We start from the raw sequence: 26,520 nt of genomic DNA, 5'->3' as shown, positions 1-26,520 counted from the left end.
CGGCGAGGCGATGCCCGACGTGCTGGTGATCGGCGCCGGGGCCGCCGGTGCGGCGCTGAGCTGGCGGCTGGCCACGCGCGGCTTCCGCGTCACCTGCCTGGAACAGGGCGGCTGGACCGCCCCGGAAAGCGGCCCCGGCGATGACCCGGCCTGGGAGCGCCGCCGCCTGGGCGACTGGCACCCCAACCCGAACCGCCGCCGCGCCGCGGCCGACTTCCCCGTGGACGACAGCGACAGCCCGTTCCGGCCGCTGATGTGGAACGGGGTGGGCGGTTCCACCGTGCTGTGGTCGGCCCACCTGCCGCGGCTGCACCCGTCCGACTTCCGGGTCCGCACGCTGGACGGCGTGGCGGATGACTGGCCGCTCTCCTACGCCGAGCTGGCCCCGTACTACGCGCTGAACGAATGGATCATGGGCGTGGCCGGCCTGCCCGGCAGCGCCGCCTACCCCCTCGACGAAGCGCCGCGCCTGCCACCGGCCCCGCTGCTGCCGGCGGAGCGGCGGGTCACGGCAGCCTTTGACCGGCTGGGCTGGCACTGGTGGCCGGGCGATATCGGGTTGAACACACGCCCACACGGTGCCGGCCGCGGTGCCTGCGTGAACTGCGGCCCTTGCGAGATCGGCTGTCACCACCGCGCCAAGGCCAGCGCCGACGTCGCCTATTGGCCCGCCGCCCTGGCCGCCGGGGTGCGGTTGGTGACCGGGGCGCGCGTGGCCGCCATCCCCACGGATGCGCAGGGCCGCGCGGTCGGGGCGGAATGGGTGGATGCCACGGGGACGCGCCGGCTGCTGTGCGCCCGCGCCGTGGTGGTGGCGGCCAATGGCGTGGGCACGCCGCGGCTGCTGCTGCTTTCCGCCTCCGGCCGGCATCCGCGCGGCCTGGCCAACCGCTCCGGCCTGGTGGGGCGGCGGCTGATGCTGCACCCGCTGGGCCGGGTGATCGGCGAGTTCGACGCGTCCGTCGGCGGCCATCGCGGCATCACCGCCGGCGCCATCACCAGCCACGAGTTCTACGAAACGGACCCAGCCCGTGGCTTCCTGCGCGGGATCAAGCTGCAGGTGATGCGCTCGCCCGGCCCGGCGCTGACGGCGCTGGGCGGTGGCGGGAGCCGCCTGCCCTGGGGTGCTGCGCACCGGGACCGCTTCGCCGCGCGCTTCGACCGCACCCTCTCGGTTTCCATCTGCTCCGACGACCTGCCGGAGGAGGAGAACCGCGTGGAACTGTCGGAGCGGCTGCAGGACGGCCACGGCCTGCCGGCGCCGCGCATGGTGTACCAGGTGGGCGGCAACACCCGACGCGCCCTGGACTGGGGTCTGGCCAAGGCCGACGCACTGCTGGCCGAGGCCGGTGCTATCAGGCGCGAGGCCGTGCCGCTGGTGCGCGACGCCGGCTTTCACCTAATGGGCACGGCGCGCATGGGCGAGGACCCGGAGCGCTCGGTCTGCGACCGCTTCGGCCGCACGCATGACGTGCCGAACCTGTTCGTGGCGGACGGTTCGCTGTTCGTGACCGCGGGCGCGGTGAACCCCACCAACACGCTGCAGGCCCTGGCACTGCGCCTGGCAGACCACATCGCCGGCACGGCGCGGGAGCTGGTGCCGCCGGGCGCTTGACCGGTGAATTGGTCCTATGCCCAATACAACTCGCCGCAGCTGGTCCGGGAGTGACGCGATGCACGAGGTCCTCGCCATCGACACGGTGGTGAACCCGATCACGCCCGAGATCCTGGCGATGCGTCCGGCCTGGGGCGCGGAGTTCCACCAGCGCAAGTTCGGCCGCGACGATTCCGTGCGGAGCGGCCACAGCTATGCCGAGATGATCGCCCTGATGGACGCGGCCGGGGTGGAGCGTGCCTTCCTGGTGGCCACCAAGACCGGGCAGCTCGGCATTCCCGGTTCCTGGCACCTGCCCTACGAGGTGGTGGCGCGCGCGGTGCGCGAGCATCCCGGGCGCTTCCACGGCCTGGCCGGGCTGAATCCGACCGAGGGGATGGCGGGGGTGCGGGCGCTGGAACACGCGGTAAAGGAGCTGGGCTTCATCGGCGCCCATGCCTATCCGCACTGGTTCGAGCTCGCTCCGGATCACGCGAAATGGTACCCCTTCTACGCCAAATGCGTGGAACTGGACGTGCCGGTCCAGCTGCAGGTCGGGCAATCCCTGATCTACGACCCGAAGCGGCCGCTGCGCTCGGTGGGACGGCCGATCACGCTGGATGCCGTGGCCTGCGACTTTCCCGAGCTGAAGCTGGTGGGCATCCATATCGGCATTCCCTGGCACGCCGAGATGATCGCCATGGCCTGGAAGCACCCCAACGTGCACATCGTCGCCGACGCGCACGCGCCGAAGCACTGGCCGGCGGAGTTCACCCGCTTCATCGACAGCTTCGGCCAGGACAAGGTGATGTTCGGCACCGACTTCCCCGTGCTGACCTTTGACCGCATGCGACGCGAGGTCGGGGAGCTCGGCCTGCGTCCCGGCCCGCTGCGCAAATTCCTGCGCGACAACGCGCTGCGCCTGTACAAGCTGGAAGGCTGACCGCCCGCCACTGGCGACGCGCGATGAGGCAATCTGCATCGCTGCGGTGCAGCAGGCCGTATGACCTGCAAGGGGTGGCAAAACGCGTCGATGTTTGGCGCTTGACACGGCCGGCGACGGGCGGAATTGTTGTTATAGTGATAGAACAACTCCCAGGGCGGGATGCCTGACCGTGCAGGCCCCGGTTCTTTCCGTTGGTGCCGGTTCACACGGGCCCGGCCCGCTGCACGCCGCGCATCGCGGCCTGTTTCACCGTCACTGAGCCGCCGCGCGAAGGAACCGCCACCATGCAGATCGACGTGACCGTGATGAGTGAGGCCGGGCCCCGCCAGGCCAGCTTCCCGGTGCGCCGCATGTACAACCTCGGTTCCGCGACACGGGAATCCGGCAGCGCCGTGGCGCACCAGGAGGAGGTCGCGAAGGAAGGCGTCTTCGTGGCCCTGGATGTGCCGGCGCCGCGCATCTACCCGATCGGCCACCACGCGCTGATCACCGGCGAGGAGGTTTTCGTGCATTGCCCGCGGACCTCCGGCGAGGTGGAGATCGTGATCCACGTCGCCGACCAGGTCTATGTCGGCGTCGGCAGCGACCACACGGACCGCGAACTGGAGAAGTCCTCCATTCCCTGGTCCAAGCAGGCCTGCGTGAACGTGCTGGCACCGGTGCTTTGGCCGCTGGCGGAGATGCGCGACCGCTGGGACAGCTGCGTGCTGCGCTCCTGGGTGGATGGGCGCGCCTACCAGGATGTCGGGGTGAAGATCTTCCTGCACCCCGACGACGTGTTGCGCATCCTGCGCGAACGCGTCGCGGAACTGCCGGAGCGTGACTTCACCGTGTTCTGCGGCACCTTTGTCAGCCTGTCCAAGGAACTGGGCTACGGCAAGCGCTGGGAGTTCGAGCTGGAGGACCCGGCCGGCAACCGCCGCATCCGGCACGGCTACGACGTGCTCGACCTGTTCGGGGAAATCCGGCCGGAATACCGCGTGCCGCTGCACAACGCGGCCCGCGGCTGAGGCGGGGCGCGGCAGTGCCCGGGGGCGGTTGCGTGTCGCGGCAGGGGGGCGGCTGAACCGTGCCGATCCGCCGCATCCTGCTCCGTCGCCTCGCGCTGCTGGTGCCGCTGCTGCTGGGGGTGCTGTTCTTCACCTTCATGCTGGTGCGCCTCAGCGGGCAGGATCCGGTGGCCATGCTGGCCGGCCCCACCGCCACGGTGGAGGAGCTCCGCGCCGTCAGGCAGTCCCTGGCGCTGGACCAGCCGCTCTGGGTGCAGTTCACCACCTATCTCGGCCATGTCGTGCAGGGGGATTTCGGCCGTTCCTGGATTTCCAACCGGCCGGTGCTGGAAGATATCCTGTCGCGCATTCCGGCCACGCTGGAACTGCTGCTACCGGGACTGCTGATCGGCGCCGCGGTCGGCATCCCCGTGGGGCTGCGCGCGGCCTTCCGGCCCAACCGCGCCTTCGACCAGGTCAGCCGCTTCCTGTCGCTGTTCGGCTTTTCCGTGCCGACCTATTGGCTCGGGCTGATGGCCCTGTTCGTGTTCTTCTACCTACTGGAATGGGCGCCGCCGGGCATGGGGCGGATCAGCCTGATGCTGTCGCCGCCACCCAACGTCACCGGCAGCTACCTGCTTGACGCGATCATCGCCGGAGACTGGGAGGCCGCACGTTCCGCCCTGTCGCAGCTCGTGCTGCCGGTGGGCTGCGTCGCGGTGATCTCCGCCGCGCCGATCATCAAGCAGTGTCGCGCCATCGTGCTGGACGTGCTGGCCTCCGACTACGTGCGCTATGCCCGGGCGCAGGGACTGCCGGCGCGGCTGATCCGCGCAGTGGCGCTGCGCAACAGCACCACCCCGCTGGTGACCTTCGTGGCGACAGAACTGACCTCGCTGGTCGGCACCGTGTCGCTGATCGAGTACGTCTTCTCCTGGGGTGGCGTCGGCCAGTACGGGCTGTCGGCCATCATCGCCGGGGACTTCACCGCCGTGCAGGCCTACGTGCTGCTGCTGGCGCTGTTTTCCGTGCTGGTGTTCCTGGCGGTGGACATCTTCGTGCTGCTGTTCGAACCGCGCGCGACGGTGACGGCGTGAGCGCTTCCCGCACCCTCGCCGCCGAGGCACCGGCACGGCGGCTGCCGCAGCCCTTCGCCCGGCTGGTCGGCCTGGGCCGGCGCAGCCCCACGCTGCTGGCGGGCGCGACCATCATCCTGTGCCTGGGACTGCTGGCGCTGTTCGGCCGCTTTCTCGCCCCCTTCGACCCGGTGGCGGCCATGGCCAGCCAGGTGCTGACCCCGCCGGGCGGGCCCTTCCTGTTCGGCACCGACAACAACGGCATGGACGTGTTCTCCCGCGTGCTGGCCGGCACCGGCTGGGCCTTCGGCATCGCCATCCCCGCGGTACTGATCGGCCTGCTGGCAGGCGTGCCGGTGGGGCTGCTCGCCGGCTATCGCGGCGGCTGGCTGGACGAGGTGCTGATGCGCATCTTCGACATGCTGCGCGTCTTTCCTTCCATCATCCTGGCACTGGCGGTGGTGGCGGCGGCCGGCCCCTCCTTCTTCAACGTCGTGCTGGTGATCGGCCTGCTGGACGCGCCGCTGTTTGCCCGCGTGGTGCGGGCGGAGGTGATCGTGCTGCGCTCCTCCACCTTCGTGGAAGCGGCGGTGGCCATGGGCAACCCGACCTGGCGCATCCTGCTGGTGCACCTGCTGCCCAACGCGCTGAAGGGGGCCACCGCGCAGACCGCCGTGCGCGCGGCCTGGGCGGTGCGGATCAGCGCCACGCTGGCCTTCCTGGGCGTCGGCATCCAGCCCCCCACGCCGGAATGGGGCGCGATGATCCGCCAGGGCACGGAGGTGCTGGTCACCGGGCAATGGTGGGTGGGCGTGTTTCCCGGCCTGGCGCTGATCCTGATGGTGCTGGGGCTGAACATGCTGGGCGACGGCGCGCAGGAACTGCTCGACCCCCGGAAGCCCGGCTGATGCTGCGCGTCGAGGACTTGCACACCCACTTCATCTCGCGCGATCTGGATAACCAGTTACGAGTGGCGCGGGCGCTGAACGGCGTGTCCTTCACCGTCGCCCCGGGCCGCATCCTGGGCGTGGTAGGGGAAACCGGCGCTGGCAAGTCGCTCACCGCCATGTCCATCCTGGGCCTGCTGCGGGAACCAGCGCAGGTGGTGGCGGGGCGCGCGCTGTTCGAGGGGCGCGACCTGCTGGCCCTGCCGCCGGCCGAGCTGAACCGGCTGCGCGGCAGCCAGCTGAGCCTGGTGGTGCAGAGCCCGAAATCCTCGCTCGACCCTCTTGCCCGCATCGGCGACCAGCTGGTGCGCGTGCAGCGCGCTCACCGCCGAGTGGCGGTATCCGAGGCCCGGGCGCGCGCCCTGTCCGCGCTGCGCGACGTCGGCATCGCCGGACCCGAGCGGGTGATGCGCGCCTGGGCGCACGAGTTGTCCGGCGGCATGGCACAGCGCGTGCTGCTGGCGATCGCCCTGGTGAACGAACCGCGGCTGCTGGTGGCGGACGAGCCCACCACCGGGCTGGACGTCACGGTGCAAGCGCAGATCCTGGACCTGCTGCGCGACACCGTCCGGGGGCGCGGCATCGGCGCCATGATCATCACCCACGACCTCGGGGTGGTGGCGCATTACTGCGACGACATGATCGTGATGTTTGCCGGCCACGTGGTGGAAAGCGGCCCAGTGGCGGAGGTCTTCAGCCGGCCCGGCCACCCCTATGCCCGCACGCTGATCGCCGCAGCATCGGAAACGCGGCGTCCCGGTGGTGCGCCGGCGCTGGGCGGCCCGCCGCCCAACCTCTACGCCCTGCCCGCCGGCTGCTGCTACCGCGACCGCTGCGCCATCGCGCAGGAAGTCTGCGGCACCGCGCCGGCGCTGCGCAGCCTGGGCCCGGAACAGGCTGCGCTGTGCCACTTCGCCGGCCAGCGCCTGCCGGAGGAGGTGGCGTGAACGCGCCCGTGCTGGAAGTCGAGAACCTCGTGAAGCGCTTCCCCGTCGGGCGCGGCGGGCTGGCGGTGCATGCCATCAACGATGTCAGCTTCCGCATCGGCGCCGGCGAAACGTTGGGACTGGTGGGGGAAAGCGGCTCGGGCAAGTCCACCATCGGCCGCACCGTGCTGCGGCTGCTCGATCCCACGGCCGGGCGTATCCGCTTCCTCGGGCAGGACATCACCACCTTGCCGGAACGCCGGTGCCGTGAGCTGCGCGGCGCCATGCAGATGGTGTTCCAGGACCCCTGGAGCGCGCTGAACCCGCGCATGAGCGTGGCGGCGCTGCTGGAAGAGCCGCTGAAGCTGCACACCAGCCTGAACGCGTCGCAGCGGCGCGACCGGGTGCAGGAACTGGCGCATTCCGTGCGCCTGCCGGCTGAGGCGCTGCGGCGCAACCCGTCCGGCATGTCCGGCGGCCAGTTGCAGCGCGTCTGCATCGCCCGCGCCATCGCCACCGCGCCCAAGCTGATCGTGCTGGACGAGCCGACCTCCTCGCTGGACCTGTCGGTGCGCGCCGGTATCCTGGACCTTTTGGCGCAGATCCAGGCCGACACCGGCGTGGCGCTGCTGTTCATCACCCACGACCTCGGCACGGTGCAACGGATTAGCGACCGGATCATGGTGCTCTACCTCGGCGCAGTAACGGAATACGCTTCGGCGGAGGCACTGTTCCGGGCGCCGCAGCACCCCTACAGCCAGGCGCTGATCTCCGCCCACCTGCCCGCCGACCCGCGTTCGCGCCTGCACCGCCACGTGCTGCAGGGTGAGATCCCCTCGCCGCTGCGGCTGCCGGCCGGCTGCGCCTTCGCCAGCCGCTGCCCGGTGGTGCGGGACGACTGCCGCCGGATCAGGCCGCCGCTGGAGCCCGTGCGCTCCGGCGACGACCTCGCCGCCTGCCTGCGCATCGCCGATGGCAGCAACCGCATAACCGTCCTCGAAGAGAACCCCGCATGACCAGCTATCCGCACCTGCTCAGCCCCATCCGGCTCGGCAAGCACGAGATCCGCAACCGGGTCTGGATGGCGGCGCACGCGACGCTGCTGGTGAAGGACAACCTCTTCACCGACGCGCATATCCACTACTACCGCGAGCGGGCGCGGGGCGGCGTCGGCATCATCACCATGGAAGCCATGGCGGTGCACCCGACCACCCAGCCCTACAAGGGCAAGGCCTTCGCCTTCGATCCGCGGATGGTGCCGCAGTACCAGAAGATCGCCGACGCCGTGCACGAGTACGGCACCAAGATCCTCGCCCAGCCCTGGCATCGCGGCCGCGAAACCAGCAGCGTCGCCAGCCTGGAACCGGTCTGGGCCCCCTCCCCCATCCCCGACGCCGTGTACCGCGAGGTACCCAAAGAGATGACGGTCGCGGATATCAACGCGATCATCGAGGGCTACCGCCTCACCGCGCGCTTCGCCAGGCAGGGCGGGCTGGACGGGGTGGAAGTGCATGCCATGTCGCACGGCTACCTGCTGAACCAGTTCCTGTCCCCCGCCACCAACCATCGCCGCGACGCCTTCGGCGGCTCGCTGGAGAACCGGCTGCGCATCGTGCTGGAAATCCTGGACGCGACGCGGCAGGAAACCGGCCCGGACATGATCGTGGGCGTGCGCATCAACGGCGATGACGGGCATGAGGGCGGGCTGCGTCCCGATGACTGGGCGGAGATCGCCGCGCGGCTCGATGCCACCGGGCACCTCGACTACATCTCGGTCACGCAGGGCACCTACCTGAACCGGATGCTGATCTATCCGACCTCGCCCATGCCGCACGGCTACCAGATGCCGGCGACGCGCAAGATCAAGGAGGCCGTGAGCGTTCCCGTGGTGGGCGTCGGCCGCGTCGTGGATCCGGCCGAGGCGGAGGACTACATCGCGCGCGGCGACTGCGACATGGTGGCGCTGGCCCGCGCCCTGATCGCCGACCCGGAATGGGTGCGCAAGGCGGCCGAAGCACGGCGGGAGGACATCCGTCCCTGCGTCGGCGCCAATTGGTGCATGAGTTCCATCTTCGCGCAGGCGCCGATCGCCTGCATCCACAATCCCGCGGCGGGCGCGGAACTGGGCTTCGGCACCGGCACGCTGGCGCCGGCGGAAGCACCGCGCAAGGTGGCGGTGGTGGGCGGCGGTCCGGCGGGCATGCGCGCGGCCCTGACCGCGGCCGATCGCGGCCACGCGGTGACGCTGTTCGAGCGGCAGCCCGAACTGGGCGGGCAGGTGCGGCTCTGGGCCAGGGCGTCCAGCCGGCAGGAGCTGACGGGGGTGGTGGACTGGCTGGGCGGCCAGCTCGCCAAGCGTCCCGTGACCATCCGCTGCCAAACCGTGGCGACGCCGGAGATGCTGGAAGCCGAGGGCTTCGAGGCGATCGTGGTTGCCACCGGCTCGCACGGCCTGAAGCATGGCTGGACGCCGCTGCACCCCGAGCGCTGGGACGGGCCGGTGCTGCCCGGCGCCGACCAGCCCAATGTCTGGACCTATCACGAGGTGCTGCGCGACGAGCCGGCGCTGGGCGCCAACGTCCTGCTGGTGGACTCCCTGGGCGGCCGCCAGGGCGCGGTGGTGGCGGAATACCTGGCGCGGCGCGGCCATACGGTGGAATTCGTCACCCAGCTCGGCCAGGGCTCGCCCGACCTCGCCTCGTCCCGCGACTGGGGCAAGGTGCACGGCATGCTGCGCAAGCTGGGCGTGCGCTTCACCGTGGACAGCGAGCTGGTGTCCATCGCCGGCAACACCGTCACGCTGCGCGACATCTACACGGACGAGCAGCACACGCGCGACCCCGTGCACGACGTGGTGTTCGTGCTGGGCGCCGCCGTGGACGACGCCCTGTTCCACGCCCTGGAGCCGCGCCGCGCGACGGGGCTCGACCTGCACCTGATCGGCGACGCGCTGTCGCCGCGCCGGGCCAGCGACGCGATCCGCGAAGGCGAGATCGCGGCGCGTGCCCTTTGAACTCTCCCACCACAACAAGGATACCTGATCGCATGACCCCCGAAGGCCAGGCCGAGCTCGACAAGATCCGCGCCGTGCGCGGCTATACCCTGCCGCTGCACGATGCGCTGGCGGAGGTGAACCCGGAATTCCTGAAGCGCTACGGCGCGCTGGCCTCCTTCACCCTGTTCGGCTCGGAGGAAGGCCGCGCCCTGGACCTCAAGACCCGCTTCCTGGTGCTGATGGGCGTCACCACCGCGGTGAAGGGCGACCGCGAGGGCGTGGAATGGGCCGCCAAGCGCGCCATGCAGGCGGGCGCCACCTGGAACGAGGTCTACGAGGCCGCCTTCATGGCCGCCCTGCCGGCCGGCATCCCCGCCTTCGAGGCGACCTGCAAGGCGCTGAACGAGATGAAGGCCGGCCGCGGCTGGGTGGACCAGAGCGTGGCACCCAGCAAGACCGGCGAATAGCCGGAAATGGTCCGCCGGCGGGGCGAAAACCCCCGCTGGCAGGCCAGGTGTCTGCCGCCCGGCTCAGCCGGCCGGGCGCAGGTCCTTCCATCGCTCATGGTAGTCCGGGTACCAGGCGTAGCCGGTCATGTTGCGGGGCATGGCCTCGAAGAAGCCGGGATAGGCCAGGTAGGCCCAGGTGGCATCCGCGGCGTGCAGGTGCTGCGCGCGGTTGCCCAGCTCGATCCGCTTCGCCGCGTCACCCTCCACCAGCGCCTGGTCCAGCAGCGCGTCAAATTCGGTGCTGTTGTAGTGGTTACGGTTGGACGTGCCGCGCCCGTGCCCATCGTTGAACAGCTTGTAGATGGGGTCGAGGACGAAGGGAAAGTCCTTGAAGGTGAAGAAGGCGATGTCGCGCCGGTCGAAGCCGGTGCGGGCGCGCATGTCGTTGTCGCTGATGCGCCGCGGCGTCAGCCGGATACCGGCCGCCGCCAGCCCCTGCTGCATCTGCAGCGCCACGCCCTCCTCCCACCATTCCAGCCCGGCATATTCCAGCGTGATGTCGAGGCCGTTCGCGTGTCCGGCCTCGGCCAGCAGGCGCTTCGCCCCTTCTACGTCACGCTCCACCAGCGGCACGGTGGGGTCGTGCCCGGGGATCACCGGCGGCACCATGGAGCGCGGCCGCGAGCCGAGGCCGAGGAACACCACCTGGTTCAGCGCGTCGTAGTTGGTGGCCAGCACCACGGCGCGGCGCACGCGCGGGTCGTCGAAGGGCTTGATCAGCGGGTTCATCCGCACCGAGGCCATGGCCGTGCCCTCGCTGCGCACCACCTTGGTGCGGCGCTGCAGCTCCTGCGCCTGCCCGTGCGTGATTTCCTCGATCCAATGGACCTGCCCGGCCAGCAGCAGTTGCACCCGCGCGGCCGAGGACGGCACGGCGCGGTAGATCACCCGGCCGAAATGCGGCTTCGGGCCGAAGTAGTTCGGATTGGCCACGAACACGGCCTGCTCGTTCTGCCGCACGCTTTCCAGGTGGTAGGCGCCGTAGCCGGCGGTGTTGGCGTCGATCCAGCGCAGCGCCCAGGGATCCTCCGGCGTGACGTGCTTGCGGACTTCGGTGGTGTCATAGATGGCGGGGACGTACTGGGTCAGCGAGCGGGGAAAGATCTCGCTCGGCGCCTTGAGGGTGAAGCGAACCGTGCGGTCGTCCAGCTTGTCCACCGCCTCCACCCCGCACACGGCCGCGATAAAGGCGCCGGTGCGCTTCTGGTTCAGCGACTTCTGCCAGCTCCACACCACGTCGTCGGCGGAAAGGCTGTTGCCGCGGGCGCTGCGCACATCGCCGCGCAGGCGAAAGGTCCAGGTTTTCTGGTCCTCCGACACGGTCCAGCTTTCCGCCAGATGCGGCGTGACGCGCGAAAAGTCGAGCCGTTCCTCGCCATCGGCACTGCGGATGCGGGCATAGGCCGTCAGCCCCTCGTAGACCTGCACCACCACGTTCTGCGTCGCGGGCTTCAGCGCATCGCCGTCGAAGCCGGCCGGAGTGGCCAACGCGGCCACCACCAGGGTGCGCTCGGCCTGCGCCAGCGCCGGGGTGGCGACACTGCCCGCTGCCGCCAGGGCCATCAGGTTCCGCCTGCCCAGCATCGCGCATCTCCTCGGCCAGAAGGGTATGCCGGGCGCATGTTGCGGCCGCGGCACAGCCGATCCTGTCGGCGCCCCGCGAAGATGTCTAGTCCTCCATACATCTCTGCCCGGCACGCGGACGGCAAACCGGGCAGTCCATCACATCGGGCGGAGGCCGAGCGGGAATGCCGTCGCGACTCGCCGCGCCGGCGATAACCCTCCCCGTGCATCGCTTCGCGCCCTCCCTTTCCCGGGCCTATACTCGCGACGTGCTGCCGCTCCTCGGTCCGGTTGCCCCGGCGCCGGGCCAACACGGATGGTCGACGGCGATGGCGGCGGGAACGGGGCTCCGAAGGGGAACAGCCGAGCATGACATCCATGGCGCGCCGGATCGAGGTGGAGGGCGGCGACGTTCCCCTTCCCTTGTACCACCGCATCTACGTCGTCCTGCGCCAGCAGATCGCGGAAGGCCGGTGGGAAGCGGATGCCGCCATGCCCAGCGAGCACGAGCTCGCCAGCACCTTCGCCGTGTCGCGCATCACCATCCGGCGCGCCCTGGACCGGCTGGAAAAAGAGAAGCTGATCAGCCGCCGGCGCGGCAGCGGCACCTTTGCCCAGCCTTCCGGCGACGTGGCGCCGATTCGGCAGAATCTCAGCGGATTGCTGGAAAACCTGCTGGTGATGGGGCTCAAGACCAGCGTGCGGGTGCTGGATTTCTCCTACCTCAGCGCTCCGGCCGAGGTCGCGGCGGCGCTGGAAATCCCGCCGCGCACCACGGTGCAGAAATCTGTGCGGGTGCGCCTGCATCGCGACGTGCCCTTCTCCTTCCTGACCACCTGGGTGCCGGAGGATGTGGGGCGCAAGTACAAGCGCAGCGACCTGGCCCGGCGCCCCTTGCTGGCGCTGCTGGAAGACGCCGGCTATGCCGTGTCGCGCGCCGACCAGGTGATCTCCGCCAAGCTGGCCGACACCACCGTCGCCCAGGAGCTCAGGATGGAGGTCGGGGCCGCCCTGCTCTATGTCCGGCGCCAGGTCCGCGACCCCAAGGACCGGGTGGTGGAATACATCCAGGCGCTCTACCGGCCGGAACTCTACGAGTACCACATGGGCATGCGCCGGGTGTCGCGCTCCGGCAAGTCGCTGTGGTCGGCCGAGGCGGAGAGCGCGGACTAGGGACGTTCCGAGGGGGACGGCGGCGCAGCTTCGGGTGGCGCGGGGGCCGCGACGCGGTGGGCGGCGATGGACCAGGTCCAGAGCGGGCTCAGCAGGGTGATGGCCAGCAGCCGCAGCACGTGGTGGGCGCTGACATAGGACGGGTCGAGGTTCAGCGCGAAGGCCATCACCGTCATCGCCTCGACCCCGCCGGGCGCATAGGCCAGCCAGATCTCGGGCAGCGGCAGGCCGAGCAGGCGCTGGCACAGCAGCGCGAACCCCAGGGAAATGGTCACGGCGATGGCGGTGCCGATCGTGGCCGGCTTGATCGTGGCCAGCAGCAGCCCCGGCCGGGCGCCGGCGAAGCGGCTGCCGATCACGGCGCCGGTCAGTACGAAGGCCGCCGTCAGCACCGCCGGGTCGAGCCGCCCCGACACCCAGCCGCCCAGGTGCAGCGCCCCGCTGGCCAGCATCGCCCCCACCAGCCGTCCGCCCGGCACCCGCAGCCTGGCCAGCAGCAGGCTGCCGGCCAGGCCCGCCGCCAGCATCAGCGCCATGTCGGGCAGGCTGGCCGGGCTCGCGGTGCTCAACGGGGCACCCCGGTGGTCGAAGGCAAGCGCCAGCGGCATCAGGCTGACCAGCAGGAGTTGGCGCAGGGTCTGCGACAGCGCCACCACCGGGAACTGCGCCGTGGTGCTCGTCGCCAGGGCCAGCACCGCCGACAGGGCGCCCGGCACCGCCGCCAACCGGGCGGTGGCGGCGTCCCAGCCATGGACGCGCCGCAGGTACCAGGCCACCGCCGCCATGGTGGCGGCCACCGAGAGCAGCAGCAGGGCGATGCTGAGCGGCCAGAGCCGGATATCGTTGATCGTGTCCGGGGTCAGGGCACTGCCCATGGAGGTCCCGAGCACGGCGAAGGTGCCGTCCCGCACGGGATCGGGCACGCGCACCGGCCAACGCCGAAAGGCACCCAGCGCCACGGCGAGCACCGAGCCGCAGAGCCAGCCCGCCGGCATGCCGAGGCTTTCCAGCAGGAACCCGCCGGCACTCCCCAGCGCCAGGGTGAGAAGCAGGGCCTGCGACGCCTCGACGAGGTTCCTCAAGCGCACACCATCATGTCATGTCCTCACCGGGCAGCCGATCCGGGATGCTCGTAAGGTGGGTCGGGCCACGAGGGGAGTCGGGTAGCGGATCGCGAGTGCACCCGGCCGCTGGTGGGGGCTCCGCCACCGTGCCTTCGCCGATCCGTGACGGTGGTCGAGCGCTTCGGGCGCCACCTGGATGAGAACCATCCGCAACACGGCCACGACGGCCAAGGACACGCCCGAAGCACGGGTCGCGTCACATCCGGATCAATCGCGGCTGCATTTCCCGTTTCCGTGTTCATGGCCGGAAAAAGGCGCCGATGGGGGTTGCCGGGCGTTGTCGCATCAGCCGGGCCGCCAGGGCCGGATCAGGGGCGCATGTTCACGCCCCGGAAGCATCGCAACCGCGGTTCGGCGCCCCCGCCACCATTCCGCCGGTGAGAAGGATCGGAACGAGCCATGCAGGCTTCCGAAGAGTCTGAATTGTCCCGGCGTGGCCTGCTGGTCGGCGCCACGGCCACGGCGGCCGTGCTGACGGGCCCCGCTGCCGTGGCCCAGCCCGCAGCGCCCGCGCCATCCCCGATCACCCCGCCCGGAGGGCCGAGCTTGACCAAGGTTTCCCTGACCGTGAACGGCACGGCCCGCGACCTCGACCTGGACACACGCACCACGCTGCTCGACGCCCTGCGCGAGCACCTGCACCTGACCGGCAGCAAGAAGGGCTGCGACCACGGCCAGTGCGGCGCCTGCACGGTGATGGTGGAGGGGCGGCGGATCTATTCCTGCCTCACGCTCGCCGTGATGCATGAGGGCGACAGCATCACCACCATCGAGGGCCTGGGCACGCCCGACCAGCTGCACCCCATGCAGGCGGCCTTCGTCAAGCATGACGGCTACCAGTGCGGCTACTGCACGCCCGGCCAGATCTGCTCCTCCGTGGCCATGCTGCGCGAGATTGAGGCCGGCATCCCCAGCCATGTGTCGGCCGACCTCAACGCCCCCGCGCAGCTCACCCCCGAGGAACTGCGCGAGCGCATGAGCGGCAACATCTGCCGCTGCGGCGCCTATTCCAACATCGTCGACGCGATCACCGAGGTCGCCGGGAGGCAGGCATGAAGCCCTTCACCTTCGAGCGTGCCGCCACCCCCGCCGCCGCCGCCGCGGCCGCCCGCAACCCGGGGGCCAAGTTCATCGCCGGCGGCACCAACCTGCTGGACCTGATGAAGCTGCAGATCGAGGCGCCGACGCACCTGATCGACGTCAACGGCCTCGGGCTGGACCGCATCGAGCCCACGCCCGAGGGTGGCCTGCGCATCGGCGCCCTGGTGCGCAACACCGAGCTGGCGGCCGACCCGCGGGTGCGCCGCGACTACGCCGTGCTGTCGCGCGCCCTGCTGGCCGGCGCCACCGGCCAGCTGCGCAACATGGCGACCACCGCGGGCAACCTGCTGCAGCGCACGCGCTGCCCTTATTTCTACGACACCAACATGGCCTGCAACAAACGCGTCCCCGGCTCGGGCTGCTCGGCCATCGGCGGCGTCACGCGCGGCCTGGCGGTGGTCGGCACCAGCGAGCATTGCATCGCCACCCACCCTTCCGACATGGCGGTGGCCATGCGGGTGCTGGACGCGACGGTGGAAACCGTGCGCCCTGACGGCAGCACGCACCGCATCCCGATGGCCGAGTTCCATCGCCTGCCCGGCGACACGCCCCATATCGACACGGCACTGGAAGCAGGTGAGCTCATCACGGCGGTAACGCTGCCGCCGCCTGCCGGCGGGGCGCAGATCTACCGCAAGGTGCGCGACCGCGCCTCTTACGCCTTCGCGCTCGTCTCGGTGGCGGCCGTGGTGCAGCCGGACGGCACGGGGCGCGTGGCACTGGGCGGGGTGGCGCACAAGCCCTGGCGAGTCGAGGAAGCGGAGGCGGAGCTGCCGCGTGGCGCCAGGCCCGCCATGTCCGCGATCCTGGCCGATGCCCGGCCCACCCGCGACAACGCCTTCAAAGTCACCCTGGCGCAACGGACGCTCGCTTCCGTGCTGGCCGAGGCGAAGGGCTGAAAGCCATGAAGTTCGACACCCCCGCCACTGAGAACCCGATCGACCAGCTCAAGGTCGTCGGCCAGCCGCTCGACCGCATCGACGGCCGCTTCAAGACCACGGGTACCGCGCCCTATGCCTATGAGCGCAACGACGTCGCTCCCAATGCGGCCTACGGCTTCGTGCTCGGCTCGGCCATCGCCAAGGGACGCATCCGGGCGATCGATGCCGCGGCGGCCAAGGCCGCGCCGGGCGTGCTCGCCGTGGTGACCACGCTGGACGTACCCCGCCTGAAAAAGGCGGAACACAACGTCGCCTTTCTGTTCGGCGGGCCGGACATCCAGCACTACCACCAGGCGGTCGCCGTGGTGGTGGCGGAAAGCTTCGAGCAGGCCCGCGACGCCGCGTCCCGGCTGAAGGTGGATTACGACCGCGAGCCCGGGCGCTTCGACCTGGCCGCGGCCGCCGGCGCCGCCCCGCTGGTGGGCGGCGACAGCCAGGAAGGCAGCGGCGCCCCGCCGATCGACCGTGTCGGCGATTTCGACGCGGCCTTCGCGGCGGCCCCGGTGCAGCTCGACGCCACCTACGTCACCCCCGACGAGAGCCACGCGGCCATGGAGCCGCACGCCTCCACCGCAATGTGGGAGGGCGAGAAGCTCACCGTCTGGACCTCCAGCCAGATGATCACCTGGGGCAAGAAGGACATCGCGGACACGCTCGGCCTGCAGCCCGAGAATGTCCGGATGGACAGCCCCTTCATCGGTGGCGGCTTCGGCGGCAAGCTGTTCCTGCGCGCGGACGCGGTGCTGGCGGCGCTGGGTGCCAAGGCGGCGAACCGGCCGGTGAAGCTTTCCCTCACCCGGCCGCTGGTGGCCAACAACACCACGCACCGCCCGGCCACCATCCAGCGCATCCGCCTCGGCGCCGGGCGCGACGGCAAGCTCACCGCCATCGCGCATGAGAGCATCTCGGGCAACCTGCCCGACGGCAAGCCGGAAACGGCGGTGTCGCAGACCAAGCTGCTCTATGCCGGCGCCAACCGCCTGACCTCCATGCGGCTGGCGGAGCTGGACCTGCCGGAGGGCAACTCCATGCGTGCCCCGGGCGAGGCACCGGGCATGATGGCACTGGAGATCGCGATGGACGAGATGGCCGAGAAGCTCGGCCTCGACCCCGTCGAGTTCCGCATCCTCAACGACACCCAGGTGGACCCGGAACACCCCGAGCGCCCCTTCTCGCAGCGCCAACTAGTGGAATGCCTGCGCCTGGGCGCCGAGCGCTTCGGCTGGAACGAGCGCAACCGCACGCCCGGCGGCAAGCGCGAAGGGCGCTGGCTGGTGGGCCACGGCATGGCCGCGGGCTTCCGCAACAACCTGCTGGTGAAGTCCGGCGCCCGCGTGCGGCTGGACGCGCAGGGCATGGTCACCGTCGAGACCGACATGACCGATATCGGCACGGGCTCCTACACCATCATCGCCCAGACCGCGGCGGAGATGATGGGCGTGCCGATCGACAAGGTCGTGGTGAGGCTGGGCGATTCCGACTTCCCGGCCTCGGCCGGTTCGGGCGGCCAGTTCGGCGCCAACAATTCCACGGCGGGCGTTTATGCCGCCTGCGTGAAGCTGCGCGACGCGGTGACGCGGCAGCTGGGCTTCAACTCCTCCGACGCGGTCTTCGCCGACGGCCAGGTGCGTTCGGGCAACCGCAGCGCGCCGCTCGGACAGGCGGCAGGCGATGCGGGGCTCTCGGCCGAGGACCTGATCGAGTACGGCGACCTGTCCAAGAAGTACCAGCAATCCACCTTCGCCGGCCACTTCGTGGAGGTGAACGTGGACGCCTACACCGGCGAGACACGGGTGCGGCGGATGCTGGCCGTCTGCGCCGCGGGCCGCATCCTGAACCCGAAATCCGCGCGCTCCCAGGTGATCGGGGCGATGACCATGGGTGTTGGCGGGGCGCTGACGGAGGCGCTGGAGGTCGACACCCGGCATGGCTTCTTCGTGAACCACGACCTCGCCAGCTACGAGGTGCCCGTGCATGCCGACATCCCGCACCAGGAGGTCATCTTCCTCGACGAGGTGGACCCGATCTCCTCGCCGATGAAGGCCAAGGGCGTCGGCGAGCTCGGCCTTTGCGGCGTCGGCGCGGCGGTGGCCAACGCGATCTACAATGCCACCGGCATCCGCGTGCGGGACTACCCGATCACCCTGGACAAGCTGATCGAGACGTTGCCCATGCCGGCGTGACGGCCCGGGAAGGACGGCCCGCCGGGCCGCCCTTCCCACGGGTTGGGAGAACGGGGCACCGCTGCCCGTCGCCCCTTGCACACGTGCCTGTGAGAGGCGAGGCTGCTGCACTGCGAAACGGGAGCAGGGCAGATGGCGCGGGACGCAAACATTCCGGGGCTCGCCGGCCTGGGACGGCGATCGCTGCTCGGGGCGGGGCTGGGCGCCACCGTGCTGGCCGGCACCCCGGCGCGGGCGCAATCCCTGCGCGGGCGCGAGATCGCGGCCACCGCCTTCGGCGGTGCCAGCCAGGACCTGATCCAGCGCATCGTGTTCGACAAGGTGGCGGCCGACACGGGCGCCCGCGGCACGCAGACGCCGCTGCTCTCCGCCCAGGCCTTTGCCCGCATGCGCGCGGAAACCCAGGCGCCGCAGATCGACCTCTTCATGTTCTCCGGCGGGCAGGAACGCGCGGCCAAGGTGGACGGGCTGACCCAACCCATCCCCGCCGGTGGCAACTTCGCCGGCGTGCCGGACCACCTCAAGGACGCGGAAGGCCATTGGATCGCCTGGGGCCTGGTGACCGAGGGCATCCTGTACCGCACGGACAAGATCTCCACCCCGCCCACCAGCTACCGCGACTTTTTCAAGCCGGAGTACGAAGGGCACGTCGCCTTCCCGCACATCACCAACGGCTACGGCACCGACTTCCTGGTGATGCTGGCCAAGCTGAACGGCGGCAGCGAGAGCAACATTACCCCCGGGCTGGAAGCGATGAAGCGCATCGCGCCGCGCGCCTCCATCTTCCGCTCACCGGCCGAGGTGCAGACGCTGTTCGCCAATGGCGACATCTGGATCATGCCCTATGACGGCGCCTCGGCGCTGCGCACCAGCGCCATGGGCCTGCCGATCGGCTACGCCGTGCCGGAAGAAGGCGCGCCCTACTCGCTGCTGGTGGGCTGCGTCGCCCGGCGCTCGCGCAATGCCGACGTGGCCTCGGCCATCCTCGACCGCCACCTCGACCCCGAGGTGCAGGTGGCTATCGCGCGGGAAATCGGCTGGGCGCCGGTGAACACCCGTACGCAACTGCCACCGGATGTGTCGCGCTTCATGGCGCCGACGGACCGTCTGGCCACGCTGGACCGCGACGCCATCAACACCAACCGCGCGGCCTGGACGGAGCGCTGGAACCGCGAGATCGCTACGCGGTGACCGCCGCCGCCCGGAAGGGCTTGGTCGCCGTCGGGCTGCTGGCCCCGGCGGCGCTGCTCTTCGCCCTCCTGTTCCTGTGGCCGCAATTCGACCTGCTGCTGCAATCGCTCGGCAACCCGCCGCCGGTGAGTTTCGCCTCCTACACGCGCTTCCTGGGCGACAGCTTCTACCTGGCGACGCTGGGCAACAGCCTGTTGCTGGGGTTGTGCGTGACGCTGGTCACGCTGGTGCTGGGCTTTCCCCTCGCCTTCCTGCTGGCGCGGTCGGAAAGCCGCTGGGCCGGGCTGCTGCTGTTGCTCACCACTTTTCCGCTCTGGGTCAGCGCGGTGGTGCGCTCCTTCGCCTGGATGGTGCTGTTCTTCCGCGGTGGTGCCGTGTCGCGCGCGCTGCAATCCACCGGGCTGGTGGCGGCGGACTTCCAGCTGCTCGGCACTTTCGCGGGGGTGGTGGTGGCGCTGGCGCAGGTGCTGCTGCCGATCATGGTGATCACCCTGTTCGCCGTGCTGCGCGGGGTGGACCGGGACCTGGAGAACGCGGCGATGAACCTGGGCGCCACCCCGGCCACGGCGCTGTGGCTGGTGACCTTCCGGCTGGCGCGGGGCGGCATCGTGGCGGGGTCGCTGCTGGTGTTCTCGCTTTCCGTCAGCGCCTTCGCCACACCCTCCCTGGTGGGCGGCGCGCGCGGGCACTTCATGGCCGTGACCATCTACGAGCAGGTGCTGGAACTGCTGGACTGGCCCTTCGCCGCCGCCATCGCCGCCATCCTGCTGGCCATCTCCCTCGCGGTGGCCCTCACCTACGGGTACTTCCTGGGCGAGAACGGGCCCGAGGAGCCGCGCCCGTGACCACGCTGCGCGATCCCCTCGGCTGGGTGCTGCTGATCCTCTCGGCGCTGGCCTTCCTTTACCTGCTGGGGCCGCTGCTGGTGATCGTGGGCGCCTCCTTCAGCGACACCGGCTACCTCGCCTTTCCGCCGCAGGGCCTGTCGCTGCGCTGGTACCGCTCGGCGCTGGCGGATTCCCGCTACCTCGGCGGCTTCCTGGTCAGCGTCCGGCTGGCGGGAACGGTGGCGCTGATCTCCCTCGTGGTCGGCACGGCGGCGGCCGTGGCGCTGACGCGTTTCCACTTTCCCGGCCGGGCGCTGTTGGAAGCGCTGTTCCTGTCGCCGCTGGTGCTGCCCGGACTGGTGCTGGCCGTGGCGCTGGCGCTGTTCTTCTCCACCCGGCCGCTGGCGCCGCCGGGCACGACGCGGCTGGTGGTGTCGCACCTGCTGGTGGGCGTGCCGCTGGTGCTGCGGGTGATGCTGCCGGTGCTGCGCCGCGTCGACCGCTCGATCGAGGAAGCGGCGCAGAACCTCGGCGCCTCGCCCTTGCAGGCTTTCCTGCTGGTGACGTTGCCGGCGGTGCGCCCGGGCCTGCTGGCCGCCGCGGCGCTGGCCTTCATCTTCTCCTTCGACGAGGTCGAGATGGCCCTCTTCCTGGGCTCTGCGCGGGAAGCGCCGCTGACCGTGGTGCTCTACGGCGCCGCGCAGATGGCCTTCGACCCCACCGTGGCGGCGGTGTCCTCGCTGCTGATCCTGCTCGCCCTGCTGGTGATGCTGCTGCAACAGGTGTTTCGCCGATGAGCACGGGCCTCGTTCTCGACGGCTTGGTGAAGCGCTACGGCGGCAGCACGGCCGTGCAGCGCATGGACCTTTCCGTCCGGCCGGGGGAGCTGCTGGCGCTGCTGGGCCCCTCGGGATGCGGCAAGACCACCACGCTGCGCATGGTGGCCGGCTTCATCGAGCCCACGGAGGGCCGCATCCAGCTGGGCGGGCGCGACATCACCACCCTGCCGCCGCACAAGCGCGATGCGGGCATGGTGTTCCAGTCCTACGCGCTGTTTCCGCATCTCAGCGTGGCGGACAACATCGCCTTCGGCCTGCGCCGCCGCGGCGTGCCGCGCGCCGAGGCCGCCGCGCGCGTGGCCCGCATGGTGTCACTGCTGCGGCTGGACGGGCTGGAGAAGCGGCTGCCGCGGCAGCTCTCGGGTGGGCAGCAGCAGCGCGTGGCGGTGGGGCGGGCGCTGGTGATCAACCCGGCGGTGGTGCTGCTGGACGAGCCCTTCTCCAACCTCGACGCGCTGCTGCGGGAAGGCACGCGGGTGGAGCTGCGCCGGCTGCAAACCGAGCTGGGCCTGACCACCCTCTTCGTCACCCACGACCAGGCGGAGGCCATGGCGATCTCCGACCGCATCGCGGTGATGAACGCAGGCCGGCTGGAACAGCTCGGCACCCCGCGCGAGGTGTATGACCGCCCGGCCACGCGGTTCGTGGCCAGCTTCATCGGCCGCGCCAACCTGTTCGAGGCGACGCCGCAGCCGGCCGGGCCGCTACGCTCGGAGGACGGGATCGCGCTGGCGCCGGCCGCGTCGCCCGCCGGCCCCGCCACGCTGCTGCTGCGGCCCGAGCGGATCGCGCTGGAGGAAACGCCGCCCGTCGCCGACGAGCCCAATGCCGTCGCCGGCCGGGTGGAGCTGGCCTCCTTCCTGGGCACCGGCACGCAGCTGATGCTGCGCCTGCCCGGCGGCCGCGCCCTGAGCATCGAGGGTCCCGCCGCCTATGCCGACCGCTTCCCCGCCGGTACTGCCGCCACCGCGCGCTGGCGGGCGGAGGATCTGATCGTGATACCCGGCGGCTGAGCCCGGAGGAGAGAACCGCATGCGCTTCGGAACCGCGGAAGCCGCGCCCGGCGAGTTGGCCAAGGGCTTCATCGAGCTGGGCTATTACCCCGACGGCCCGCTGGTCTCGCCGGTGCTGCTGGCGCGCGGCGCCTCGCCCGGGCCACGGCTGCTGGTGCAGTGCCTGATCCATGGCGGCGAGAATGTCGGCCCGGTGTCCCTGGCGCGCTTCCTGCGCGAGATCGACCTGTCCGCCCTGAAGGGCAGCATCGCCGCGCTGCTGGTGGCCAATCCGCTGGGCGCCCGCACCCATAGCCGCCTGACGCCGCAGGACGGCATGAACCTGAACCGCGTCTTTCCCGGCAAGCCCGACGGCACGGTGAGCGAGCAGCTGGCCGACCGGCTGCTGTCCATCGCCGGCGCGGAAGGCGGCGACGCCGTGCTGGACCTGCATTCCGGCGGCGAGCTGACCATCACCGCGCATTACGTGATCTTCGATGCCAAGGGCGACGGCGCGGCGGAGCGGGAAAGCCGGCGGCTGGCCGGCTGCGTCGGCTCGCGCTTCCAGTGGGGCTCCAGCGAGGACTGGCTGGACGGCGCCTATTTCACCAACGTCACCCGGCAGCACAACAAGGCCGCGCTGATCGTGGAGAGCGGCGGCGGCGCCCGCGTCACCGAGGACGACCTGACCAACTTCCGCGTCACGCTGCACGGGCTGACGCGCGCCCTGGGCATGCTGCCGGGCGAGGTGCCGGAGGTCAGCGACATCCGCCACGGCGGCAACGCCGTGCACGTGAAGTGCCGGCGCGGCGGCTATTGGCGCCCGCTGATCGCGCCCGGCGACGACATGGTGGGCGGCCAGCCGATGGGCGAGATGATCGACATCTTCGGCGAGGTGGTGGAGACGATCACCTGTCCCCTGCCCCGCGCCTGGGTCGGCTCCATCAAGCGCGCCTGGATGCCGCTGTTCAACGGCGACCAGGTGGTGGAAGTGGTGGAACGGATCGACGCGTGAGCCCGGCGGAGTTCCGCGCCTGGGCCGAGCGCCTCGGCCTCGGCCGGCTGACCGATGCGGATCTGGAAGCCCTGCGCCGGGGCTTCGCGGGCATGCAGCCGCAGCTCGACCGCTTGCGCGAAGAACTGACGCCGCAGGATCAGCCCCCGCGTCCGCCCCTGGGCGTCGAGGGGTGACCGACCTCGCCCGGCTTTCCGCCGCCGAGGGCGCGCGCCGCCTCGCCGCCGGCAGCCTGACGGCGGAAACCTGGGCCGAGGCCCTGCTGGAGCGCAGCGCCGCCCGGCAGCCGGAGATCGCCGCCTGGATCACCCTGGACCCCGCGGGTGCCCTGCAGGCGGCCCGCGCCGCCGATGCCGCCATCCGCCGCGACGGCCCGCGCGCCCCGCTGCACGGCGTGCCGCTGGGGCTGAAGGACTGCCTGGACACGGCCGGGCTGCGCACCACCGGGCATTCGCGCCGCTTCCTCGACCAGGTGCCCGACAGCGACGCCGCGCTGGTGTCGCGCCTGCGGGAGGTGGGCGCAGTGATCCTGGGCAAGCAGGCGATGTACGAGCTGAGCTATGGCGGCCCGAGCTTCGACCTGCCTTTCCCGCCTGCCCGCAATCCCTGGAACCCCGAGCGTATCCCCGGCGGCTCCTCTTCCGGCTCCGCCGCGGCAGTGGCGGATGGGCAGGCGCCGGTGTCGGTGGGCACCGATGCCGGCGGTTCCATCCGGCAGCCGGCCGCCTATTGCGGCGTGGTCGGGCTGAAGCCGACGCTGGGGCTGGTTCCCCGAAGCGGCGTGCTGCCCCTGACCTTTACCCTGGGCGAGCCCGGCCCCCTGGCCCGCACGGTCGAGGACTGCGCCCTGCTGCTGGACGCCATCGCCGGCACTGCCACGGCACCGCAGCTGAGCGAGAACTTGGCCGGGCTGCGCGTGGGCGTGCTGCGCACCTTCTTCGCGGGCCCGGCGGTGCGCGCCTCAGAAGCGGTGGTGGACGCGGTGGAAGGCGCGCTGTCCCTGTTCGCCACCCTCGGCGCGCGGCTGGAAGATGCGGTGCCGCCCGATCCGCACCTGCTGGACGCCTGTGGCCGCGTCATCCTGCTGAGCGAGGCTTTCGCCAACCACGAAGCGCAGCTTCGCAACGATCCTGCGGTCTACGGCCGCCTCGCCCGGCACCGCTTTGCCCTCGGTGCCTTCCTGTCGGCCGCCGACCTGCTGCAGGCCCAGCGGCAGCGGCAACGCCTGGCTGCCGCCATGGACGCGCTGTTCGATCGTTACGACGTGCTGGCCTGCGCCGGCGAAGTGTCGGGCGCCCCGTTCTTCGCGGACACGGTGGGTGACAGCTTTCCCTTTACACAGCAGCCGTCCCTGCGGATCCCCTTCAACGTCACGGGCCACCCCGCGCTGGTGCTGCCCTGCGGCTTCGATGCCGCGGGGATGCCACTGTCGTTGCAACTGGTCGGCCGTCGCGGCGGCGAGGTCCGCCTGCTGGCTGCCGCCCACGCCCTGGAAGCGCGGCTCGGCTGCCGGGACGCTCAGCCGCCTGCTTCAGTCCCGTAGGGCAGAGTGCGTCGCGGCAGTGGGACGGCTGCCGCAACGGCAAAGTATAGCGGCTCAGTCCCCGCGCCGGATTTCCAGCATCTTGGCGCCGTGCAGCCGGATGTCGGCGCATTCGCGCGCGAAGCCCGGCAGATCCTCGGGCAGCATGCGGCCGAACATGCTGACCGGCGTCCAGCCCAGCGGCCCGAAGACGCGCCCCCCTTCGCCGTAGAACATGCCGACCTCCCAGAACTCGTCCGACAAGCCCTTCATCAGGTTGGGTGCCTGGTAGAACCACAGCACGTCGCCGGGCGCGGGGATCACCGTCTGGTTTTCCGGCGGCAGGGCACGAGGGTCGAAGCTCCGCGCCGCCTCGGGCAGGCCGATCATGATTTCCGGCCCGGCATACATGGCGTGGAAACTCAGCTCCCGCACCGGCTCGGCCAGGGCACCCCAGATCGCGTCCACCGTGCGCGGGGCAAGGGATTCGTGGAGCTCGACGCGGCCGGACACGCCGGCTTGCGTGAAGGTGAAACGCAGCAATCGGGGCATACGGAGATTCTCAGGTTGAAGCGGCAGCATTGTTCACGGCTGCCGGGCGGGTCAACCGGCCGGTAGGCGTGATCCCGTCCAACCCCGCGCCTGCCGGATTACAGCGCCCCGGTCTCCGCTCGGCCAGCAATCCGGTGCCGTCGTCCCCTCATCCCGGGGCAAGACCATCATCGTCCCGCACCACGTGGTGCGAGAATGGTCCGCATAGCTGCGCAGCACGGTCGTTCCACCTTTCGCACCGATGCATTGTAGAAATTTTGAGAGGCTGCGCTACACTGTTGCCGCATAACTTCCCGGCAGGACAATGATCCCGACACGCCGCTCCCTCGCTGTCGCCCTGCTCGGAGCCAGTTCGCTGGCCACTGCGGTCGGCCTGCGGCCACGCATGGCCCTGGGGCAGGTCACGCCGGCCACGGGAAGCCTGGACGTGCGCGCCCGTCTCCTTCAGGCACAGCTCGTGACGCCGGTTGCGGCCCGGCAGGTCAGGATCGGGCTGGACCGGACGCTCGAGCGCTTGAATGACTTGGCCATTGATTTCTCGGCACCGCGCTTGATCGTGGTGAACATCGCGTCTGCGGAGGTGATCGCCTACGAGGATGGCCGCGAAGTTCTCCGCTCCCGGGTGGTGGTCGGGGCTGGACGGACGCGCACGCCGCAGCTCGCGACCTTTGTCACCTCGGTCCGCTGCAATCCGCCCTGGTACGTGCCCGCCAGCATCGAACCCGAGATCCGCGCGGCCGGCGCGGTCGGTTTCCGCACCATCAATGGGCATCTCGTGCAGCCACCGGGACCACGCAATCCGCTCGGCCCGATCCGCATCGGCTTGCAGGATTCCGACGGAATCTTCCTGCATGGGACCAGCAATCCCGAGCTCTTCGCCCGCTCGGGACGGGCACTCTCCCACGGCTGCGTGCGGGTCGAGCGCATCTTCGAGCTCGCGGCGTGGCTGCTCGATACGATGCCGCCCGTGCTCCGGGCCACGGTGGCCACGGGCCGTACCACCGATACGGTTCCACCCACGGAGGTGCAGGTGGTGCTGGCTTACCTGACGGTTTGGCCCGCGGCTGATGGTCGGCTGGTGCACCATTCCGACCCTTATGGCCTCGATCAACCGGGGAGCCGCCGTGCAGCGTACCGGCGCATCATGCGGCCGCCGACGCAAACCCCCGCCGATGCCGAAGCTGCTGCTGCCGCTGCGACGCCGCAGGATGATCCGCTGTAAGGGAGATTGGACGGCGCGCAGAAGGTCGTACTCACAGCCGCGCTTTCACGACCAAGTCTCAGTTCAGCGCATCTCTCCCTTGCTCCACGCCGCCTTTGAACGCGCAGCACCCCGGGTCCATGCGGGCCTGGGGTTGGGTGGTGTGCATTGGGATGATGTGGTGTGAGATGGGGAGATGCGGGGACAGGATTTGAACCTGTGACCTTCAGGTTATGAGCCTGACGAGCTACCGGGCTGCTCCACCCCGCGTCGGTGGTGTTTGTGGGACAGGGAAACGTTCCTCTCGGGCGGCC

The 26,520-nt window shown here is 70.7% G+C and carries 24 protein-coding genes and 1 tRNA gene; 21 read left to right on the top strand and 4 right to left on the bottom strand.

Annotated features, from left to right (window positions below):
- Positions 1-10 precede the first annotated feature (10 nt).
- The 9 genes from ACLIBK_RS12485 (at position 11) to ACLIBK_RS12445 (ending at position 9,940) form a co-directional block, all read left to right on the top strand.
- On the top strand, positions 11-1,615 hold the full coding sequence (locus tag ACLIBK_RS12485; RefSeq protein WP_415387588.1) for a GMC family oxidoreductase: 1,605 nt from the start codon (positions 11-13) through the stop codon (positions 1,613-1,615).
- A gap of 58 nt (positions 1,616-1,673) precedes the next feature.
- Positions 1,674-2,537 (top strand): amidohydrolase family protein, encoded by an 864-nt coding sequence (locus ACLIBK_RS12480; protein WP_415387587.1) that lies wholly within the window; start codon positions 1,674-1,676, stop codon positions 2,535-2,537.
- Positions 2,538-2,824: 287 nt separating this feature from the next.
- Entirely contained in the window at positions 2,825-3,550 is a 726-nt protein-coding gene (locus ACLIBK_RS12475) for a DUF2848 family protein (RefSeq protein ID WP_415387586.1), read from the top strand.
- Positions 3,551-3,609: 59 nt separating this feature from the next.
- The gene (locus ACLIBK_RS12470) at positions 3,610-4,626 is read left to right on the top strand and encodes an ABC transporter permease (protein WP_415387585.1); all 1,017 of its coding nucleotides are present in this window, start codon (positions 3,610-3,612) and stop codon (positions 4,624-4,626) included.
- On the top strand, positions 4,623-5,513 hold the full coding sequence (locus tag ACLIBK_RS12465; RefSeq protein WP_415387584.1) for an ABC transporter permease: 891 nt from the start codon (positions 4,623-4,625) through the stop codon (positions 5,511-5,513). The genes ACLIBK_RS12470 and ACLIBK_RS12465 overlap by 4 nt, the downstream gene beginning before the upstream one ends.
- Positions 5,513-6,499: an ABC transporter ATP-binding protein gene (locus tag ACLIBK_RS12460; RefSeq protein ID WP_415387583.1), complete on the top strand. Its 987-nt coding sequence runs from the start codon at positions 5,513-5,515 to the stop codon at positions 6,497-6,499. The genes ACLIBK_RS12465 and ACLIBK_RS12460 overlap by 1 nt, the downstream gene beginning before the upstream one ends.
- Complete coding sequence (locus tag ACLIBK_RS12455) at positions 6,496-7,494, top strand: ABC transporter ATP-binding protein (protein ID WP_415387582.1); 999 nt, start codon at positions 6,496-6,498, stop codon at positions 7,492-7,494. The genes ACLIBK_RS12460 and ACLIBK_RS12455 overlap by 4 nt, the downstream gene beginning before the upstream one ends.
- Entirely contained in the window at positions 7,491-9,491 is a 2,001-nt protein-coding gene (locus ACLIBK_RS12450) for an FAD-dependent oxidoreductase (protein ID WP_415387581.1), read from the top strand. The genes ACLIBK_RS12455 and ACLIBK_RS12450 overlap by 4 nt, the downstream gene beginning before the upstream one ends.
- Positions 9,492-9,523: 32 nt before the next feature.
- On the top strand, positions 9,524-9,940 hold the full coding sequence (locus tag ACLIBK_RS12445; RefSeq protein ID WP_415387580.1) for a carboxymuconolactone decarboxylase family protein: 417 nt from the start codon (positions 9,524-9,526) through the stop codon (positions 9,938-9,940).
- 63 nt (positions 9,941-10,003) lie between these two features.
- On the opposite strand, the gene ACLIBK_RS12440 is transcribed toward ACLIBK_RS12445, so the two are convergent.
- Positions 10,004-11,566 carry an ABC transporter substrate-binding protein gene (locus tag ACLIBK_RS12440; RefSeq protein ID WP_415387579.1) on the bottom strand — a complete coding sequence of 521 codons (1,563 nt, stop codon included), beginning with the start codon at positions 11,564-11,566 and terminating at the stop codon, positions 10,004-10,006.
- Between the two features lie 348 nt (positions 11,567-11,914).
- Between ACLIBK_RS12440 and ACLIBK_RS12435 the strand changes: the two genes are divergently transcribed.
- On the top strand, positions 11,915-12,718 hold the full coding sequence (locus tag ACLIBK_RS12435; protein WP_415387578.1) for a GntR family transcriptional regulator: 804 nt from the start codon (positions 11,915-11,917) through the stop codon (positions 12,716-12,718).
- Here the strand turns inward: ACLIBK_RS12435 and ACLIBK_RS12430 are convergent.
- Entirely contained in the window at positions 12,715-13,800 is a 1,086-nt protein-coding gene (locus ACLIBK_RS12430) for an AbrB family transcriptional regulator (RefSeq protein WP_415387577.1), read from the bottom strand. The two genes, ACLIBK_RS12435 and ACLIBK_RS12430, sit on opposite strands and share 4 nt — an antisense overlap.
- A gap of 441 nt (positions 13,801-14,241) precedes the next feature.
- Here ACLIBK_RS12430 and paoA point away from each other — a divergent pair, with 441 nt between their 5' ends.
- The 10 genes from paoA (at position 14,242) to ACLIBK_RS12380 (ending at position 24,474) form a co-directional block, all read left to right on the top strand.
- On the top strand, positions 14,242-14,898 hold the full coding sequence (gene paoA / locus ACLIBK_RS12425; RefSeq protein ID WP_415387576.1) for an aldehyde dehydrogenase iron-sulfur subunit PaoA: 657 nt from the start codon (positions 14,242-14,244) through the stop codon (positions 14,896-14,898).
- Positions 14,895-15,842, top strand: coding sequence for an FAD binding domain-containing protein (locus tag ACLIBK_RS12420; RefSeq protein ID WP_415387575.1), 948 nt, complete (start codon positions 14,895-14,897; stop codon positions 15,840-15,842). Before paoA ends, ACLIBK_RS12420 begins: the two co-directional genes overlap by 4 nt.
- A gap of 5 nt (positions 15,843-15,847) precedes the next feature.
- The gene (gene paoC, locus ACLIBK_RS12415) at positions 15,848-18,067 is read left to right on the top strand and encodes an aldehyde oxidoreductase molybdenum-binding subunit PaoC (RefSeq protein ID WP_415387574.1); all 2,220 of its coding nucleotides are present in this window, start codon (positions 15,848-15,850) and stop codon (positions 18,065-18,067) included.
- 132 nt (positions 18,068-18,199) lie between these two features.
- Positions 18,200-19,258: an ABC transporter substrate-binding protein gene (locus ACLIBK_RS12410; protein WP_415387573.1), complete on the top strand. Its 1,059-nt coding sequence runs from the start codon at positions 18,200-18,202 to the stop codon at positions 19,256-19,258.
- Complete coding sequence (locus ACLIBK_RS12405) at positions 19,255-20,103, top strand: ABC transporter permease (RefSeq protein WP_415387572.1); 849 nt, start codon at positions 19,255-19,257, stop codon at positions 20,101-20,103. Before ACLIBK_RS12410 ends, ACLIBK_RS12405 begins: the two co-directional genes overlap by 4 nt.
- The gene (locus tag ACLIBK_RS12400) at positions 20,100-20,882 is read left to right on the top strand and encodes an ABC transporter permease (RefSeq protein WP_415387571.1); all 783 of its coding nucleotides are present in this window, start codon (positions 20,100-20,102) and stop codon (positions 20,880-20,882) included. The genes ACLIBK_RS12405 and ACLIBK_RS12400 overlap by 4 nt, the downstream gene beginning before the upstream one ends.
- A complete protein-coding gene (locus ACLIBK_RS12395; RefSeq protein WP_415387570.1) occupies positions 20,879-21,937 on the top strand; it encodes an ABC transporter ATP-binding protein in 1,059 nt (352 codons plus the stop codon). Before ACLIBK_RS12400 ends, ACLIBK_RS12395 begins: the two co-directional genes overlap by 4 nt.
- Positions 21,938-21,956: 19 nt before the next feature.
- The gene (locus tag ACLIBK_RS12390; RefSeq protein WP_415387569.1) at positions 21,957-22,931 is read left to right on the top strand and encodes a succinylglutamate desuccinylase/aspartoacylase family protein; all 975 of its coding nucleotides are present in this window, start codon (positions 21,957-21,959) and stop codon (positions 22,929-22,931) included.
- Positions 22,928-23,107 carry a hypothetical protein gene (locus tag ACLIBK_RS12385; protein WP_415387568.1) on the top strand — a complete coding sequence of 60 codons (180 nt, stop codon included), beginning with the start codon at positions 22,928-22,930 and terminating at the stop codon, positions 23,105-23,107. The genes ACLIBK_RS12390 and ACLIBK_RS12385 overlap by 4 nt, the downstream gene beginning before the upstream one ends.
- Positions 23,104-24,474 (top strand): amidase, encoded by a 1,371-nt coding sequence (locus ACLIBK_RS12380; protein ID WP_415387567.1) that lies wholly within the window; start codon positions 23,104-23,106, stop codon positions 24,472-24,474. The genes ACLIBK_RS12385 and ACLIBK_RS12380 overlap by 4 nt, the downstream gene beginning before the upstream one ends.
- Before the next feature lie 54 nt (positions 24,475-24,528).
- On the opposite strand, the gene ACLIBK_RS12375 is transcribed toward ACLIBK_RS12380, so the two are convergent.
- Entirely contained in the window at positions 24,529-25,005 is a 477-nt protein-coding gene (locus ACLIBK_RS12375; RefSeq protein WP_415387566.1) for a DUF3830 family protein, read from the bottom strand.
- A 304-nt stretch (positions 25,006-25,309) separates the two neighbouring features.
- On the opposite strand from ACLIBK_RS12375, the gene ACLIBK_RS12370 reads away from it, so the two are divergent.
- Positions 25,310-26,227 (top strand): L,D-transpeptidase family protein, encoded by a 918-nt coding sequence (locus ACLIBK_RS12370; protein WP_415387565.1) that lies wholly within the window; start codon positions 25,310-25,312, stop codon positions 26,225-26,227.
- A 175-nt stretch (positions 26,228-26,402) separates the two neighbouring features.
- On the opposite strand, the gene ACLIBK_RS12365 is transcribed toward ACLIBK_RS12370, so the two are convergent.
- Positions 26,403-26,476: transfer RNA gene (locus ACLIBK_RS12365), tRNA-Met, on the bottom strand.
- Positions 26,477-26,520 lie beyond the last annotated feature (44 nt).

This window comes from Roseomonas sp. BN140053, from assembly GCF_047690175.1.
Lineage (GTDB): Bacteria > Pseudomonadota > Alphaproteobacteria > Acetobacterales > Acetobacteraceae > Roseomonas.
Note: the sequence above shows the minus strand (reverse complement) of the source record. Positions and strands in the feature narration are given on the sequence as shown.

Coding starts and splice junctions, on each gene's coding strand:
- ACLIBK_RS12375 (WP_415387566.1), bottom strand. CDS start 25,005: ATGCCCCGATTGCTGCGTTTCACCTTCACGCAAGCCGGCGTGTCCGGC.
- ACLIBK_RS12485 (WP_415387588.1), top strand. CDS start 11: ATGCCCGACGTGCTGGTGATCGGCGCCGGGGCCGCCGGTGCGGCGCTG.
- ACLIBK_RS12370 (WP_415387565.1), top strand. CDS start 25,310: ATGATCCCGACACGCCGCTCCCTCGCTGTCGCCCTGCTCGGAGCCAGT.
- ACLIBK_RS12410 (WP_415387573.1), top strand. CDS start 18,200: ATGGCGCGGGACGCAAACATTCCGGGGCTCGCCGGCCTGGGACGGCGA.
- ACLIBK_RS12445 (WP_415387580.1), top strand. CDS start 9,524: ATGACCCCCGAAGGCCAGGCCGAGCTCGACAAGATCCGCGCCGTGCGC.
- ACLIBK_RS12440 (WP_415387579.1), bottom strand. CDS start 11,566: ATGCTGGGCAGGCGGAACCTGATGGCCCTGGCGGCAGCGGGCAGTGTC.
- ACLIBK_RS12435 (WP_415387578.1), top strand. CDS start 11,915: ATGACATCCATGGCGCGCCGGATCGAGGTGGAGGGCGGCGACGTTCCC.
- ACLIBK_RS12450 (WP_415387581.1), top strand. CDS start 7,491: ATGACCAGCTATCCGCACCTGCTCAGCCCCATCCGGCTCGGCAAGCAC.
- ACLIBK_RS12475 (WP_415387586.1), top strand. CDS start 2,825: ATGCAGATCGACGTGACCGTGATGAGTGAGGCCGGGCCCCGCCAGGCC.
- ACLIBK_RS12480 (WP_415387587.1), top strand. CDS start 1,674: ATGCACGAGGTCCTCGCCATCGACACGGTGGTGAACCCGATCACGCCC.
- paoA (WP_415387576.1), top strand. CDS start 14,242: ATGCAGGCTTCCGAAGAGTCTGAATTGTCCCGGCGTGGCCTGCTGGTC.
- ACLIBK_RS12390 (WP_415387569.1), top strand. CDS start 21,957: ATGCGCTTCGGAACCGCGGAAGCCGCGCCCGGCGAGTTGGCCAAGGGC.
- paoC (WP_415387574.1), top strand. CDS start 15,848: ATGAAGTTCGACACCCCCGCCACTGAGAACCCGATCGACCAGCTCAAG.
- ACLIBK_RS12460 (WP_415387583.1), top strand. CDS start 5,513: ATGCTGCGCGTCGAGGACTTGCACACCCACTTCATCTCGCGCGATCTG.
- ACLIBK_RS12395 (WP_415387570.1), top strand. CDS start 20,879: ATGAGCACGGGCCTCGTTCTCGACGGCTTGGTGAAGCGCTACGGCGGC.
- ACLIBK_RS12420 (WP_415387575.1), top strand. CDS start 14,895: ATGAAGCCCTTCACCTTCGAGCGTGCCGCCACCCCCGCCGCCGCCGCC.